Source organism: Psychroflexus longus, from assembly GCF_020164595.1.
GTDB lineage: Bacteria > Bacteroidota > Bacteroidia > Flavobacteriales > Flavobacteriaceae > Psychroflexus > Psychroflexus longus.
Window position 1 is genome coordinate 313,760 of the sequence record NZ_JAIQZE010000001.1, and the last position, 17,453, is coordinate 331,212.

12 protein-coding genes are annotated in these 17,453 nt (G+C 36.9%); 6 read left to right on the forward strand and 6 right to left on the reverse strand.

Annotated features, from left to right (window positions below; genetic code table 11):
- Positions 1-40 precede the first annotated feature (40 nt).
- Positions 41-3,019 carry a SusC/RagA family TonB-linked outer membrane protein gene (locus tag LB452_RS01525; protein WP_224459955.1) on the forward strand — a complete coding sequence of 993 codons (2,979 nt, stop codon included), beginning with the start codon at positions 41-43 and terminating at the stop codon, positions 3,017-3,019.
- 10 nt (positions 3,020-3,029) lie between these two features.
- On the forward strand, positions 3,030-4,337 hold the full coding sequence (locus LB452_RS01530) for a RagB/SusD family nutrient uptake outer membrane protein (RefSeq protein ID WP_224459956.1): 1,308 nt from the start codon (positions 3,030-3,032) through the stop codon (positions 4,335-4,337).
- 60 nt (positions 4,338-4,397) lie between these two features.
- On the opposite strand, the gene LB452_RS01535 is transcribed toward LB452_RS01530, so the two are convergent.
- A complete protein-coding gene (locus LB452_RS01535; protein ID WP_224459957.1) occupies positions 4,398-5,456 on the reverse strand; it encodes a serine hydrolase domain-containing protein in 1,059 nt (352 codons plus the stop codon).
- Positions 5,457-5,510: 54 nt separating this feature from the next.
- Positions 5,511-6,506, reverse strand: coding sequence for a tRNA dihydrouridine synthase DusB (gene dusB, locus LB452_RS01540; protein WP_224459958.1), 996 nt, complete (start codon positions 6,504-6,506; stop codon positions 5,511-5,513).
- Positions 6,507-6,656: 150 nt separating this feature from the next.
- Between dusB and lepA the strand changes: the two genes are divergently transcribed.
- Entirely contained in the window at positions 6,657-8,453 is a 1,797-nt protein-coding gene (lepA, locus tag LB452_RS01545) for a translation elongation factor 4 (RefSeq protein ID WP_224459959.1), read from the forward strand.
- 270 nt (positions 8,454-8,723) lie between these two features.
- Here the strand turns inward: lepA and LB452_RS01550 are convergent, their stop codons facing one another.
- Positions 8,724-9,812: an ABC transporter permease gene (locus LB452_RS01550; RefSeq protein WP_224459960.1), complete on the reverse strand. Its 1,089-nt coding sequence runs from the start codon at positions 9,810-9,812 to the stop codon at positions 8,724-8,726.
- A 21-nt stretch (positions 9,813-9,833) separates the two neighbouring features.
- A complete protein-coding gene (locus tag LB452_RS01555) occupies positions 9,834-11,981 on the reverse strand; it encodes a carboxy terminal-processing peptidase (protein ID WP_224459961.1) in 2,148 nt (715 codons plus the stop codon).
- A 158-nt stretch (positions 11,982-12,139) separates the two neighbouring features.
- Between LB452_RS01555 and surE the strand changes: the two genes are divergently transcribed.
- From surE to LB452_RS01570, 3 genes are read left to right on the forward strand one after another with little or no spacing between them, the layout of a single operon-like run.
- Positions 12,140-12,925 carry a 5'/3'-nucleotidase SurE gene (surE, locus tag LB452_RS01560; protein ID WP_224459962.1) on the forward strand — a complete coding sequence of 262 codons (786 nt, stop codon included), beginning with the start codon at positions 12,140-12,142 and terminating at the stop codon, positions 12,923-12,925.
- A complete protein-coding gene (locus LB452_RS01565; RefSeq protein ID WP_224453370.1) occupies positions 12,918-13,199 on the forward strand; it encodes a hypothetical protein in 282 nt (93 codons plus the stop codon). The genes surE and LB452_RS01565 overlap by 8 nt, the downstream gene beginning before the upstream one ends.
- Positions 13,200-13,203: 4 nt before the next feature.
- A complete protein-coding gene (locus tag LB452_RS01570) occupies positions 13,204-13,677 on the forward strand; it encodes an acyl-CoA thioesterase (RefSeq protein WP_224459963.1) in 474 nt (157 codons plus the stop codon).
- A 243-nt stretch (positions 13,678-13,920) separates the two neighbouring features.
- Here the strand turns inward: LB452_RS01570 and LB452_RS01575 are convergent, their stop codons facing one another.
- The gene (locus LB452_RS01575; RefSeq protein WP_224459964.1) at positions 13,921-15,300 is read right to left on the reverse strand and encodes a fasciclin domain-containing protein; all 1,380 of its coding nucleotides are present in this window, start codon (positions 15,298-15,300) and stop codon (positions 13,921-13,923) included.
- A gap of 240 nt (positions 15,301-15,540) precedes the next feature.
- On the reverse strand, positions 15,541-17,367 hold the full coding sequence (locus LB452_RS01580; RefSeq protein WP_224459965.1) for a fasciclin domain-containing protein: 1,827 nt from the start codon (positions 17,365-17,367) through the stop codon (positions 15,541-15,543).
- Positions 17,368-17,453: the final 86 nt, after the last annotated feature.

Genomic DNA, 17,453 nt, shown 5'->3' on the forward strand with positions numbered 1-17,453 from the left:
TAATGTATAGATTCGTTAATCTATCTATAAAATTTAAATCATGAACAAAGCCAAAATCAGGCTTCTCAACCTTTTAATGTTGATGAGTTTATTAACTGGAGCACTACAGGCGCAGGAAACAATAACTGGTAAAACTGTAGAAAAATCAACTGGTAATATTATACCGTTCGTCAATGTCATTCAGAAGGGAACCTCCAATGGAACCACAAGTAATATGGATGGCCAATTTTCATTGACGGTTGAAAAACTACCAACGACATTATCCTTCTCGTATCTCGGGTATGAATCGCAGGAAATACGAGTGACAAATTTATCTCCACTTACAATTTCTTTTATAGAATCTGCAGCTGCATTGGAAGAAGTAGTCATCACAGGTCTAGCAACTTCTGTAAAACGATCTAATGCTGCAAACGCTGTTTCATCAATTACTTCTCAGGAACTCGTTGGTCGAGCTTCACAGCCTACATTGGACGGTGCTCTTGCAGGAAAATTTGCTGGAGCGTTAGTCACTCGTAATTCAGGAGCACCAGGTGGTGGAGTTTCTGTAAAGTTAAGAGGTACAACGTCTGTATTTGGAAATGCGCAACCACTCTATATTGTAGATGGGGTTTATGTAGATAATAGCAGTATATCTGGTGCCGGATTAAATTTTGTTTCACGAGCCGCTGCCGGAGGCAATACTTCAACTCAGGATAACCCTTCAAATAGAATTGCAGATTTAGAGGCAAATGACATAGAGCGTGTTGAAGTCTTGAAGGGAGCATCTGCAGGTGCTATTTATGGCGCTAGAGCTGCAGCTGGTGTTATAATTATTACAACTAAACGTGGTAGAAGTGGTGAAACTAAGGTATCGGTTCAACAAGAAGTAGGATTTAATGAAATTATTAATTTCAGAGGACAAAGAACATTTACCAGCGCTATAGCTGAGAACACATTTGGTGAAGGACAAGGTGCTTTATTCACTCAAGCCCAGCAAAATGGTAGATTGGTTGACTATGAGAGAGAGGTTTTTGGAGAAGAAGGTTTTATCAGTAATACGTATGCAAGTATTTCTGGTGGATCAGACAATACCACTTTTTACGGTTCCTTTTCAAATAGAGAGGAGGATGGAATAGTAAAAAATACGGGATACGCTAAAAAATCAGCAAGATTAAACCTTACTCACGATTTCTTCGACGACAAGATGAAATTGACAGTCAGTACTAATTACATAGATTCAGAATCTGACAGAGGTTTCTTTAATAATGATAATTCTGGAAGTACAATAGGTGTAACTCTAACATCACTTCCACCATGGGCACAATTATTCCCTAATGAAAATGGTGTTTATCCAGACAACCCTTATGGTGGTTCCAACCCACTACAAACCATACAATTGATCACCAATAAGGAGGAAGTCAATAGGTTTGTGTTAGGATCAACCTTAGATTATAATATTTTTGAAAGTGAAAGAGCTTCTTTGAAAGCACAATTTAGATTTGGTTTGGATTACTACCAATTACAAACACGTGCCTTTTTTCCAAAAGAACTTCAATTTATGGATCCAGATAATGGTGGTGTCAATGGTGTAAGTGCTCTGGGTACCACCAAAAATAGAAACAATAATTACTCCGCCTTTTTAGTACATACTTATTTTACAGAAAACAATACAATTTTTACTACCCAGGGAGGTGTTACGAGAGAAAGTTTTTTACAGAATACGGTCAACAATGTGGCTTCAGATCTTATTGGATCCGAAACTAACTTAGACCAGGCTGGTAATATAAATGTGAGTCAATTCCAGAGAGAACAGAATGATTCTGGATTCTTTGTTCAGGAAGAAGTGAACTTTCAGGATAAAATGATTGGAACGGTAGGATTGAGAGCAGATAAATCTTCAAATTTTGGAGATGCCAATGAACTGTTTTATTTCCCTAAAGCATCATTAGCAATCAATCTCCATAATTTTGATTTTTGGAAAGATGGTGTTGTTTCCGAATTAAAACCAAGAGTTGCTTACGGTGAATCTGGTAACTTCGCTCCTTTTGGCGCGCTATTCACAACACTTATAGGAAACTCCATAGGAGGCTTCCCAGGGATAGGAGTTCCAGCTACTTTGGGAGACTCAAACATAGATCCAGAACGCCAAAAAGAACTTGAATTTGGTTTTGATGCTTCATTTTTCAAGAAAAGAGTCAACCTTCAGGCGTCTTATTATATAAAAGATGTTGATGATTTGATCTTACAAGCTCAAAATGAACCCTCTTCTGGTTTTGCACAACGTTTTTCTAATGCTGGGAATTTAAGAAACCAAGGAATAGAGCTTACACTGGATGCAGATGTGGTAAGAAATGATGATTTTACCTGGAGTACAAACGTTATTTTCTTTAGAAACAGGTCTGAGATCACCCAACTAGATGTAGAACCATTTAACCTTGGTGGATTTGGAACAGGCTTAGGAACCTTCAGGATTGAAGAAGGACAAAGCGTAACTCAAATAGCAGGTAACGATGGCAATGGAAATATTGTTAAGCTAGGGGATGCAGAACCAGATTTCCAGATGACATTTACAAATAATTTTACTTATAAGAATTTTGACCTTTCCTTTTTATGGCATTGGAAAGAAGGTGGTGACAATATCAACCTAACTACGCTTCTAACAGACCTGGGTGGTGTCTCTCCCGATTATGATGCTTTTACTTTGGATCCATCAGGTCAGGTGAGAAATGGAGACTTTAGGATAAATGCTCTGCAGAACGGTCTACCAGAGCCTTTTATTGAAGATGCATCTTACTTAAGATTAAGAGAAATTGCATTGAAATATTCTGTACCAGAAAATGTAATTCAAAACCTGTTTAAAGGTTATGTTTCCAACATTGAATTGGGAATTACAGGATTGAACTTGATCAATATATTTGATTACAATAGTTATGATCCAGAGGTGTCAAATTTTGGCGGTAATGGTTTATCTACGGGAGTTGAAGTCACACCATTCCCTACTTCAAAACAATATCTCTTTAGAGTAAAAATGGACTTTTAAAAAATACAATATGAAAACTATATATAAACTTTTAATGTTACCACTCTTAGGCTTACTGGTCCTATCCTGTGACCTGGAAGATGGTGAAAATTTGAACGGACCAACCGCTGAATCTATTCAAAACGGTATTACCAGAGGCGAATTACAACAAACAGTAAACGGAGCACTGTCAGACATGCGCTTGAGACTAGATACACAGATAGATGGTCAAGCTTTACCTGGAAGGGAATACTATAGATTCCAAAGTTCGGATCCTAGATGGGCCTCAGACGTCATGACAGGTAATCTGGATGATAACACTTTTTACACTACAGGACCTTATGGTGCTAGATACACTGTAATTAAAAATGTGAATTTGATACTGGACGGAATACGCAACAGTTTAGGTGTTTTTGAACCCAATGAAGTAGAAGTTGCAGAAGGCTTTTTAAAAACCATTCAAGCGCATGAATTGCTCATGGTAGCTAACCAGCAATATGAAAATGGAATGCGTGTAGATGTATCCGATCCGGATAACTTAGGTCCATTTGTAAGTTATGATGAAGCATTGACTTTCATATCAAATTTACTAACTGAAGCATCTACTCAATTGAGTAACGGCAGTTCAGATTTTCCTTTCAACCTTCCTGAAGGTTTCGATATTGCAAGTACTCCTGCAGAATTTCAAAAATTCAATAAAGCTTTACATGCAAGAGTTGAAGTTTATAGAAGTAATTACGGTCCTGCTGCAACACTTCTGGAGGATTCCTTTATGGATTTGAGTGGTGATCTGCAAAATAGTGTGTATTTCACTTTCTCTCAATCTGGCCTTGATTTTCCTAATCCTTTATTTTTTAGCGTAAATCAAACAGTCGCTAATGCAAGGATTGCGCATCCTTCATTCATTGAGGATACATTGACTGGAGATAATAGAATAAATAAAGTGGTACGAAGAGAAGAGGCTCTTACTCAATCTGATTTGACGGGAATTTATAATGTATTTGTTTATGATAACATTACTGCGGATGTAGATATTATCAGAAATGAAGAATTGGTATTACTTTATGCTGAAGCGCTACACCTATCTAATCCTTCAGAAGCAGTGAATGCAATTAATGTTGTAAGAAATGCTGCCGGAGTTGGAGATTATACCGGAGGTAACTCTCCAAGCGAATTAGTAGACGAAATTTTATTACAAAAAAGATATTCTCTTTTTGCTGAAGGTGGACACAGATGGATTGACATGAGACGTTTTAACAGGTTGGATGAACTTCCAAATGATAGAGCTCAAGATAATGTCTTCCAACAATTCCCGACTCCTGCAGCTGAAAATAGATAATAAGTTTTAGCCACAATCATCTTTAAAAGCGCCTATACTTAAAAAAAATATAGGTGCTTTTTATTTTGAAATTGAATTCAATAGCTTAAAACCTAATTCATCTATCGTAGACGCTTTAGCATGGAAGGCAGATACATTGGTAAGAATAATAACTGCTTTTTGCGTCGCAGGTACCATGAATACGGATGACGAATAGCCGCCTGTACCACCATTGTGCCAGTACAAGTCGTTACCAATTTCATCTTGAAGGATATGCCAACCCAGACCCAAACGTAAATTTTGATTAACCATAAACGTCGGCATCAGGGTTAATGAAAATGCATTGTCTTCTTCCTTAAAATGAGCTTTTACAAAATTGGATAGATCTTTTGTAGAGGATAAGATGGCTCCAGCTCCTTCAAATACGCCCATTTCCCAAATCGGTGTGGGATTTCCATTTTGATCTATTCCCTGGACCATATTGTTTTTCACTTCCCCTTCATTTAAAGTTGACTGATTCATTTCTAATGGTGAAAAAATTTTTTCTGAAAGTAATTCAGCATATTTTTCTCCACTGACATTTTCTAATGCTTTAGCTAAAATTGAAGCGCCAATATTTGAATATTGATAAGCTTTCTCTTTAGGAACCTCCATTTCTGTTGTCAAATAATATTCAAAATCTGCTTCTGCATAAGATTTGTAGGGATTTTTGAGATCAAGAGCAGCCAGATTCAAATTGGTGGGTAATCTTGGTAATCCAGAAGTATGATTTGAAAGTTGTTCCAGAGAAAAGCCTTTTTCATTCAACGGAAAACTAAAGTATTGCTGAATTGAATCTGTGAGCTTCACCTCTTTTTCAATCACAAGCTGTGCTAATAATGTGGAAGTAAAGACTTTGGTGACTGAACCTATTTGAAATACAGAACTGCTATTATCAAACTCATTAATAGTATCTGAAAACTTAACCTGACCATAAAATTGAGTCTGGTCACCGTCAATAACTGCTACTGAAAACTGAGTTTGATTCGGGAATTCATTCACATAATTCTTTAAAGTTTGAGTGGTGTTTTCATCAAAGCCTTGAGCTTGTGTCGTTGAACCAAGCATCATCGTTAATACGACTAAAACATAAAATTTCATCCTTTATAAATTAAGTGAAAGGTATTAAATTCAAAAGAAAAAGAAAGCATCAATCTACTGCGCAAACTGATGATCTGCGAATTTCTCCTCCACTTCATCGAAGGTAGCAAATACATCTTCAGCATGATCTGAGGTAACCATTTTCATCCTATAGTCCTTGAAATGCGGAATACCTTTGAAGTAGTTGGTGTAATGTCTGCGGGTTTCAAAAACACCAAGCTTTTCGCCTTTCCAGTCAATCGACATTTGAAGGTGACGTCTGGCAATATCTACACGTTCAACTAGAGACGGTGACTCACAATGAGTACCTGTCTCGAAGTAATGTTTCACGGCTTTGAAAAACCAAGGTGAACCAATACTAGCCCTTCCTATCATAGCTCCATCCAGTCCATATTCATCTCTCATCAACACTGCTTTTTCTGGCGTATCAACATCACCATTACCAAATACAGGAATGTGCATTCTTGGATTGTTTTTTACCTCGGCTATTGGCTTCCAATCGGCTACACCCTTGTACATTTGAGCTCGTGTACGTCCATGGATAGAAATTGCTTTACAACCCACGTCTTGTAAACGTTCGGCAACCTCGTAAATTTTGATTGAATCATGATCCCAGCCCAATCGGGTCTTTACTGTTACGGGTAGGTTGGTATGCTTCACCATGGCCTCTGTCAATTTCACCATAAGATCAACATCCTTCAATATCCCAGCACCAGCACCTTTGGAAACTACTTTTTTAACAGGACAACCAAAATTAATGTCAATAACGTCAGGTTTGGTTTTCTCAACAATTTCCACAGACCTTAACATCGATTCCAAATTGGCTCCAAAAATCTGAATACCTACTGGACGTTCTTTCTCGTAAATGTCCAGCTTCATCATACTCTTGGCTGCATCACGAATAAGTCCCTCAGAAGAGATGAATTCTGTATACACCATATCGGCTCCGTATTCTTTACACAATGCCCTAAAAGGAGGATCACTTACATCTTCCATGGGAGCAAGTAAAAGAGGAAAGTCACCTAAATCTATGTTACCTATCTTAGCCACAACTTTTTATTGCGAAATTACAGAATTATAAACAATTCACATAAAGCTTTTAACAGTGCTTGAAATACATCTTTTAAGCCAAACAAATCCTGTATATTTGCTTCATTAAAATCTGGAGTGCTTTAGACTTCAAATTAGGAAAAACGGACTATGAAGAACATTCGAAATTTTTGCATAATTGCACATATTGATCACGGTAAAAGCACCCTTGCTGACCGTTTATTGGATTATACTAAATCTGTAACCGAACGCGAGCGCAAAGAACAGCTTTTGGATAATATGGATTTGGAACGCGAACGCGGCATCACCATAAAAAGCCACGCTATACAAATGGTCTATAACTATAAAGGTGAAGACTTTGTTTTTAATCTAATCGATACACCTGGTCACGTCGATTTTTCCTACGAAGTTTCAAGATCTATTGCTGCCTGTGAAGGCGCCCTTTTAATAGTAGATGCTGCTCAAAGCATACAAGCTCAAACTATTTCGAATTTATATCTGGCTCTGGAAAATGATTTAGAAATCATTCCTGTATTGAATAAAGTCGATCTTCTAAGTGCCAACCCAGACGAAGTTACCGATGATATTGTAGACCTTATTGGTTGCAAACGTGAGGATGTTATCCGTGCAAGTGCAAAAGAAGGTATTGGAATTGAAGAAATTTTGAATGCCATAGTAGAACGTGTTCCAGCACCAAAAGGAGATCCTGAAGCTCCACTAAGAGCATTGGTGTTTGATTCGGTTTATAATCCATTTCGTGGCATTGAAACTTACTTTAGAGTATTTGATGGCAGTATCAAAAAGGGTCAGAACATAAAATTTGTCGCCACAGATAAGAATTATTCCGCAGATGAGGTAGGAACTTTGAAGTTGGTGCAATTTCCTAAAAAAGAAATTCAAGCCGGTGATGTGGGCTACCTCATCACGGGTATTAAAAACGCAAAAGAAGTAAAGGTCGGAGACACCATTACAGATGCAAACAACCCGACTAAAAATGCTGTGGCTGGTTTTGAAGACGTAAAACCGATGGTTTTTGCGGGAATTTATCCAGTAGAAACCGATGAGTATGAAGAATTGAGAACGGCGATGGAAAAGCTTCAGCTCAATGATGCTTCGCTGGTGTTTTTACCAGAAAGTTCTGCAGCACTTGGATTCGGTTTTAGATGTGGATTCTTAGGCATGCTTCACCTTGAAATCATTCAAGAACGTCTGGAGCGTGAATTTGACATGACTGTGATTACTACGGTCCCTAACGTGTCCTACAACGCTTATACTTTGAAAGAAAAAGATAAGCCAATCATCGTCAGCAATCCTTCAGATTTACCTGAGCCTACTTATTTGGATCGTGTAGAAGAGCCTTTTATAAAAGCCAGTATAATTACTAAATCTGAATTTGTAGGTCCTGTCATGTCGCTTTGTATCGAAAAGCGAGGTCAAATCACCAATCAAACGTATTTGACACAAGATCGTGTTGAACTTAGTTTTGATATGCCTTTGGCTGAAATTGTTTTCGATTTCTACGACAGGTTAAAGACTGTTTCAAAAGGTTATGCTTCCTTTGATTACTCACCAATTGGTATGAGAAAATCAAAATTGGTGAAAGTTGATGTACTCTTAAACGGGAACACGGTAGATGCGCTTTCAGCTTTGCTACACGTTGATAATGCTTACGATATTGGTAAGAGAATCTGCGAAAAACTGAAGGAATTGATCCCAAGACAACAGTTTGATATTCCTATACAAGCTGCCATTGGAGCTAAAATTATTGCCCGTGAAACTGTAAAAGCTTTGAGAAAGGATGTAACAGCAAAATGTTACGGTGGTGATATTTCCAGAAAACGTAAACTTCTTGAAAAGCAGAAGAAAGGTAAAAAACGTATGCGTCAGGTTGGAAATGTAGAAATTCCACAGGAAGCTTTCATGGCTGTACTAAAGCTTAATGACTAAACCTTACTTCTTTACGTAGGTGTTTAAAGGTGGATTTATGTTCGGTAGCTTTAACGCTTTAAGATACATTTCTTAAAGCTACAAGTTATCATAAATACTCATTTTGATTTAGAACCTCAACTGAAATTGAGGAACCAAATTAATTGGGATAAATTCAATAATTAATGAACTTTATATTAGACCTCACAGGTTTCAAAAACCTGTGAGGTCTGTTCAAATAGAACTTGCATTTAAAAGGAGCTGACTTTTCTTTCAGGCTTATAATAAATATTAGCTTTTTACATCTAGTGCATCACGTAAAGCGTTTCCAATAAGCATAAATGCCATTACTAAACTCATGATTCCTAGTCCTGGGATGATGGCCAAATAAGCCTTTCCTAAAATGATATAACTGTAATGGTCTTTGATCATCGCCCCCCAACTTGGAGTTGGTGGCTGTGCTCCTATTCCCAGAAAACTAAGTCCGCTTTCAATGAGTATAGCTGCAGCAAAATTGGCTGCTGAAATAACGATTACTGGCGCAAGCACATTTGGTAAAATATGTTTAATGATAATCCTTTGGTTTTTAAAACCCAAAGCTCTGGCAGCTGTGACAAATTGAGAAGATTTCAAGCTCATAACTTGACCTCTCACCACTCTTGCTACTTCAACCCACATCGTAAGACCAACAGCAATAAAAACCTGCCAGAAACCTTTGCCAAGTGCTAAAGTAATTGCAATCACTAAAAGTAACGTTGGGATTGACCAAGTTACATTGATCAGCCACATCACAGCTGCATCGATCTTGCCTCCATAATACCCTGAAATAGACCCAAAAAAAATACCTAAAAGCAGCGAAATGAAAACTGAAATAAATCCTACTGAAAAGGATATCCGCAAGCCTATCAACATCCTGCTCAGTAAGTCCCGGCCATACTTGTCGGTCCCAAGCCAGAAGGTTTTTGTGTAAATATTTTTTGATATAAAATCGGGATTGTACTTATTTAAGTTTAACTCGTTTTCTAAAGATGGATCTTCCACTCCATAATCCTGATAAAAAAGTTTAGCACCTTCTACTCTGTAAGATGTAATAGGAATAATTTCATTCGGGTATTCATTGCCCAAAAAAGACCTTGATAACCATGACTGCTCTCCTTTATTCAGGTTTGGAAGTTCGATTACCTGTACAGAGAATCCTGGCGATTTCGAATGAATGCTCAGGGCCATAGAATTTGCATTTTCAGAAGCATCTGGAGCGAAAAAATAAGCGAATATTCCTACAAATAAGCAAAGTACGATAAACCAGAAACTTAAAACGCCCCAAAGGTTTTTTTTAAACTTTTGGAGCGCTAAGCTTTGTAAAGAAGAATTTTCTTTCAAGGGTGATGTATTGCTTATGTTTTAGTTCTTTCTAGCAGCAAGTTTGATAGAATTTTTATCTACTTGTAAATCCTGAAGCACCTGAATTGCTTCTTCCACATAAACATCTTTAGATAAACTCTCATGCCATCTTTTTCTCTTCTGAGTCAGAGATGAGTCCTTTGACATCAAAGCTGCTTCGTAAGGGAGAGATTCGTAGGTTAAATTTGTACTGTAATTATCTATTTTTTCAAACTTTTTAGACATCTCCTCTACTTTTGCTAAATCTTCACTGTAGTTTTTATAATTCAAACTAAAATTATTTTGATTTCTTTGAGACTGGATCCACTTAGCATTTTCATCTATCATTTGTATTTGTGAATTAGATGATAAACGCTTTTTACTTGTTTTAATCACTTCATTCAAATTAGAATATCCATTCCATGTGTTATAATTTGCCGGAGCAATTTTGTCCCATGGCATTGGATTCTCATAATCTCTTTCACCTATATCAATATAAGAGTAACGGTCTGGAACAGCAACATCACTTTCTACACCTTTAAGCTGTGTAGAACCTCCATTAATTCTATAGAATTTCTGAGTGGTAATTTTTAAAGCTCCCATATCTCCGAAGGAACTATTTCTCATCCATCTATTTAAATCAACAACATTTTGAACTGTTCCTTTACCGTAAGTTTGTTTACTACCTATCACAACAGCTCTCTCATAATCCTGCATTGCAGCAGCCAAAATTTCTGAAGCTGAAGCTGAAAGCTCATTGACAAGTATAACAAGTGGCTTGTCCCATATGACATTGGAATCTGTATCTTTTAAAACTTCAGTATTATTTTTTGCATCTCTTACTTGTACTACAGGCCCCTTTTCAATGAAGAAACCAGCAATATCAACAACCGTTGACAAAGAACCTCCTCCATTATTTCTTAGGTCAATCACAAGACCTTTCGCATCAATTTCATTTAATCTTTCAAGTTCTTTTTTAATATCGGAAGCTGCATTTCTTTCGTCATAGTTTTGCATATCGAAGTAGAATTTCGGAAGATTTATTATTCCGAAAAGCTCTCCATTTCTTTCTACAGTAGATGATTTAGCATAAGTTTCTTCAATCTCAACTACATCTCTTACAATATTTATAGACTGAGTACTTCCATCTACCTTCTTTACTGTAAGTACAACTCTAGTTCCTTTTGGACCTTTAATAAGATCAACTGCATCATCTAATCTCATACCCCGAATATCTACAGCCTCTTCTTCGTCTTCCTGCTTTACTTTCTGGATAAGATCTCCAACTTCCAATTCTCCATTAGTCCATGCCGGACCTCCGGAAATAACTTCAACAATTTTTACATTATCTCTTTGTTTTTGAAGTCTAGCACCAATTCCTTCTAGTTTACCGGACATTGAGATATCAAACCTATCTTTATCTTGAGGTGCGAGATAATTTGTATGTGGATCAAACTGACTAACGAAAGAATTGACATATAAACTAAACCAATCTTTACGCTCCAGATCTGACATGGTATCGAAATAATTTTCGATTGATTCTCTCGTGATTTCGCGAGCCTCCTCTTCTAAATCGGCATCAGATTTTAATTCAACATCTTCACCATTTTCAATTTTTTGATTTTGTTCTTGCTTTAAATCATGAAAGGTGGATAGAGTAGAGAATTTAAATTGTTGTCTCCATCTCTCTTTTAATTCTTTCATATTTTCAGCATAATCCGCATTTTCATAGTCAGTATTGATAGTTTCCTTATCTTCAAAACTGAAGGGATTCTTTAACAATTCTGAATAAAAGTCCTTTGTCTCTTCCATTCGCTTTTTATAGCGATTTACCGTTAAGTCAAAGAAAACCAGGTTTTTATTTTTGATTTGATCATCAATTTGGGTTTCAAAAGCCTTGAAATCTTCAAAATCACTTTTCAGAAAATGTCTTTTTATAGGGTCTAATCCTTTGATGTAATCCTTAAAGACCGCTTGAGAAAAGTCATCATCAAGTTCTTTCATATCAAAGTGCCCCTGCTCAATTACGTGAGTAATGAGTTCAATTAGGATTTGATCTTTATCTGAGTCTTCATCATAATTTTTGGCAGTAAAGCTACAGGAGGTTACGGCCAGCAGAGTCACCAAGAATAGAATAACCAGATTGTTTTTTAATTTGTATCGTTTCATTGTATCAAAGTTCATTAAATTAAAACTAATGTAATATTTTTCAATTTACAGTAAAAACTATACCACTTATTTTAAAGCTAGCTAATAATTTGTTAAACGTGTTTCAAGGCTATTTTGCTTGATGAAATGTTTATTTTAGCTATCAGAAAAATTGAACCATGCAAACAGAAAAAAAACCTTTAATTCTCGTCACCAATGACGACGGAATAACAGCTCCCGGCATAAGACATCTCATCAAAATAATGAAAACAATAGGAGAAGTTGTCGTTGTTGCTCCCGACAGACCTCAAAGCGGAATGGGACATGCCATTACAATAAGTGATAATTTATATTGTGATCCTGTCACTATCGATAAATATTCTCAAATCAAAGAATTTTCTTGCTCCGGAACTCCGGCAGATTGTGTAAAAATTGGTACTCAGGAAATCCTTAAACGCAAACCAGATTTATGCGTCAGTGGAATTAACCATGGGTCCAATTCATCTATCAATGTGATTTATTCTGGAACCATGAGTGCAGCGGTGGAAGCAGGCGTAGAAGGAATACCAGCTATTGGATTTTCACTATTGGATTATTCAATGGATGCAAATTTTGATCATACGACTAAATACGTAAAACGTATTACCCAAAGTGTAATCAAAAACGGCTTACCTAAGGGCACGGTTTTAAATGTAAACATCCCGAAGGCAAGTGAGGAAAAAATTAAAGGAATTCAAATTTGCAGACAAGCCAATGCGCGTTGGGAGGAAAAGTTTGATAAACGCCAGAATCCACAAGGACGAGATTACTACTGGCTATCTGGAGAATTCGTCAATCAAGACAAAGGAAATAATACAGACGTAGAAGCCCTCGATGCTAATTATGTTTCAGTAGTTCCCGTTAAATTTGATTTGACAGCGCATGATTTTATAAATGAGCTTAATTCTTGGGACATCAATGATTAAAAAAGAAATTGCTGTAGGTTTTTTAGTAGGAATTGTAGCAAACCTTGCAGGAATGTTCCTATATATAAGTCTTGTCATGCAAAAAGAGTTTGAAATAGTGATGAGTAAAGCTTCAGATGAAGGTGTTTTGGGGAGCATAATTGCTCTTGGCGCCATTTTAAATTTCCTACCCTTTTTTGTTTTTATCAAAAAAAAACAGGATTACAGAGCAAGAGGAGTACTCATAGCAACAATCTTGAGTGCAACAATTATTTTAATATCAAAATTTATATAAATACATGTATACAAAATCATTTGAAATACGCTGGAGCGACCTTGATGCCAACAGGCATCTCGCTAATTCATCGTATCAAAATTTTATGAGTCATACCAGAATGGCATTCCTAGTTGAAAAGGGGTTTTCACAACAAGAACTTGTGAAACACAACTTAGGACCCGTTGTTTTTTATGAGCACATTTTTTATTTCAAAGAGCTAAAACCCGAAGACCAAGTCAAAGTGAGCCTAGAATTGAAAGGATTGAGTAAGGATGGTATGTTTTTTCAGTTTGAACATAATATCTACAATCAAAGAGGCCAAAATAGTGCTCGCTGTGAAATGATGGGATCCTGGTTGGATTTGACCTCAAGACAACTTACGTCTCTGCCAAAACATTTACTGGAACCTTTGGAACATCTTACTAAAACTGAAGACTACAAAACTCTCACTAAAGAAGACACTAGAAAATTTGGGGTAAAACCAAAACATTTATAAATCATAGGTTATAAAATTGATCGTAAAATAATAAAGAATCAATATTTTAAGTTGAACCTTTATTACTCAAAATTTTTATGTGAAGCCCTTAAGAAACTAATATATCAGCATGTACTGGCTAAATATCAGTTCATACCGATTTTACTTTAGACTCTATATCGCCTCAAATTATTACATTTATATAATAAGAAACCACCCCTAGAAGAGGTGGTTTTAATTCTTAACATCAGCCATTGCTAAGTATTATTGTACAATAATGTCTCCGTTCATTGAGCCGTGAACAGTACAAATATAGTCAGCGATTTCGTCTGCTAACTCTTGAGTAAGAGTGAAGCTAAATTCTGCACCAGATGTCTGGAGGTCTACTCCAGCATCTCCTTCAAAAGACCCTTCAGCACTCATACTTAAAAGAGGATTTCCAGCATCGTCTCTGATCTCGAATGGATGTGGACCAAAACCTGTTACTGATAATTCATAACGAGTACCAACTGTCAAAGTCCATGTACTATTATTTTCATTTAAATTAGTCACATTAGCGCCTTCAGTAATAGCACTTACAAAATAAGCACTAGCACCGTCATTATCAACTGTCATTACGACAACATTAGAAGCTTCTGTTAATTCTGGAATAAGCACACCATCTATAACATGTACTACTCCGTTTTCAATTTCTACATCAGCTGTAATAACATTTCTTACAGTTCCTTCTGAATCTGTCACTGTTACTTCGCTACCAGATCTTGTCACTGTAATTTCTTGATCTCCTGCTAGAGTTGGAAAAGTTTGCTCACCTTCGGCTAAATCTTCAGCAAAAGCTACTGCAGGAACAACGTGAAACCCTAAAACAGTTTGAAGATTTTCAACACCTCCAATAGCAGCTATTAATTCTTCTAAGGTTTGAGCCTCAAATCTTTCCAAAGCAGCTCCGAAAGCTTCATCCGTTGGAGCAAATACAGTAATTGCATCTGCACCTAAAAGAGTTGCTCCAAGACCGTCGACAGCATTTACTGCATCTAGCAAAAGATTAAGATCTGCAGCTTCTGCAGCTTCAACTAAATTTGGTAAGTTTTCAGGTAATTCTGGAATAAGTACACCATCTATGACATGTACTACCCCATTTTCAATTTCTACATCAGCTGTAATAACATTTCTTACAGTTCCTTCTGAATCTGTCAATGTCACTTCGCTGCCAGATCTTGTCACTGTAATTTCTTGATCTCCTGCTAGAGTTGGAAAAGTTTGCTCACCTTCTGCTAGATCTCCAGCAAAAGCTACTGCAGGAACAACGTGAAACCCTAATACAGTTTGAAGATTTTCAACACCTCCAATAGCAGCTATTAATTCTTCTAAGGTTTGAGCCTCAAATCTTTCCAAAGCAGCTCCGAAAGCTTCATCCGTTGGAGCGAATACAGTAATTGCATCTGCACCTAAAAGAGTTTCTCCAAGCCCATCAACAGCACCTACTGCATCTAATAAAAGATTAAGGTCTGCAACTTCTGCAGCTTCAACTAAATTTGGCACGTCTCCTTGTGGTAGGACAACTGTAGCATCATCGTCACTTGAACAAGATACTGAAGCAGTTACTAAAACAGCTAAAAGCATAAATTTTGATAGTAATTTCATAGTTTTTTATTTTGATTACGTACATAAGACAAGTTGAAAACAGAAGTTACTACCACAGAATTTGAGTTTAGCATATCATTAACAATGGAGGCGTGTTTATACAATTAAGATTTATTCCCTCTTATAAAAGCTAATTAACTTTCAAATAAGGTTTTAAGTAAATCAATAGCCTGGACAACACCAACAAAAAGAGTCCAGCTTTTGCTGGACTCTTAAAATCTATTTGATTTTCAATAATTTCTACTCTTCTGGAAGCATTACAGTATCAATGGCATGTATCACACCATTAGTAGCTTGCACATCAACAGCGATAACACCGATTTCTGTATTTCCAGCACCATCTGTCAGATCGGCAATATTCTCACCAGTTCCAGGCAATGTTACAGTAATGTTAGAACCTTCTAATGACGGTACTGAAGCACCATCTGTCAAATCTCCAGATCTTATATTTGATTCTGCAATGACATGATGACTAAGCACAGCACTCAAGGTTGGTTCATCAGGAACTGTAATCGCATCAAAAGCTGAGTTGACTGGAGCGAAAACTGTGAATGGTGAATTTGCAGTTCCTGAAAGTACATTTACAAAATCTGTATCAGCAGCTTGAAGTGCTCCTGCCAGTGCTGAAAAATTTGGATCTGCTGTAGCGAAAGTTACTACGGTAGGTAATTCAATAACTTCGTCTACGATATGAACAACACCATTGGCTGCTTCATTGTTTGCACCAGTTACTTCTGAAATACCATTAAGAACGACCCCATTTTCTACATTGATGTAGAAGCTTAAATTATTTTCTGTATCTCCATAAGTCGCAAGGGAATTGGTGTAGCTTGTACTCAAATCAGTAGAAAGTGCTGTTCCTGATAAAACATGATTTAATAAAACTTGAGTAACAACTTCAACAGGAAGATCCTCAAGAGCATTATTACCTAGAAAAGTTGCAAACGCAGCGTTCGTCGGTGCAAATACTGTGTAATCGGCAGCTCTATCTGCCAAAACATCGTCTAAACCAGTATACTGCAAAGCAGCAACTAGACTAGAAAGGTCATCATTCATCATCGCAAGACCAGTAATAGTTGGATCAATCACATCAAGGATTTCATTTGGCAATAAAACTTTATCAACGGCATGAACCACACCATTGTTAGTCTGAACGTCTACAACATCAATATTTGCATTAATCGTTGAAGCATCGCTAATTTGTGGATTGTCAGATAAGTCAAATACTAAATCTTCCCCCTGTAATGTTGTTGCAGATAATCCAGTAGTGAGATCTCCTGATCTCACATTACTCCCGGCAATCACATGATACTCTAATACAGTGGCTAAAGTTTCAGGGGCAATATCATTAAGACTCTGTACACCAAGTGCTGCTAGTAAATCTTCAAAAGCGGAATTGGTTGGCGCAAATACTGTAAAAGGTGAACTTTCAGAACCTGAAAGTATGTCTACGTAATTTGTAGTTTCTGTACTTGCACGCTGTAAAGCAGCTACAAGCGTAGAAAATTCTGGGTTTGCAAGAGCCTGTGTAACAACACTCGGTAAACCAATAACTGCATCCACTTCGTGCACAACGCCATTGGTCGCCACAATATCTGGAGTAGTGACACTAGAAACACCATTAACTGTTACTCCGTTTTCTGTGTTAATAAATAAACTAAGATTAGCTTCAGAAGCACTACCTATCCCCAGAGAGTTCACATAACCTGTAGACAAATCTGCCGCCAAAACTCTTCCTGTAACAACATGGTTTAAAAGAACTTCTCTTAAAAGATCTTCTGGCACTTCATCAAGACTTGAAAATCCATTGTCTTGCAAAAAGGCACTAAATGCATCATTTGTAGGTGCAAATACGGTAAGATTTCCACTTCCTCCAACAAATGGTGTTACGAGGTCTGTGCGCTCAAGAGCCGCTAGTAATGAAGAAAATTGGTCATTTTCTGTTACCAAATCAGCAATTGTCGGATCTCCAGAAGGAGGAGTTACTGGAGCATCATCGTCGTCTGAACATGATACTGAAGCGGTTGCAATAATTGCTAGAAGCAATAATTTTGATAAAAATTTCATAGTATTTTAAGTTTAATTGTTCATAAATAAGACAATACAAAACAAAAAAGTACTACCTGAAAAATTTCATTTAGTATCAATTTAAC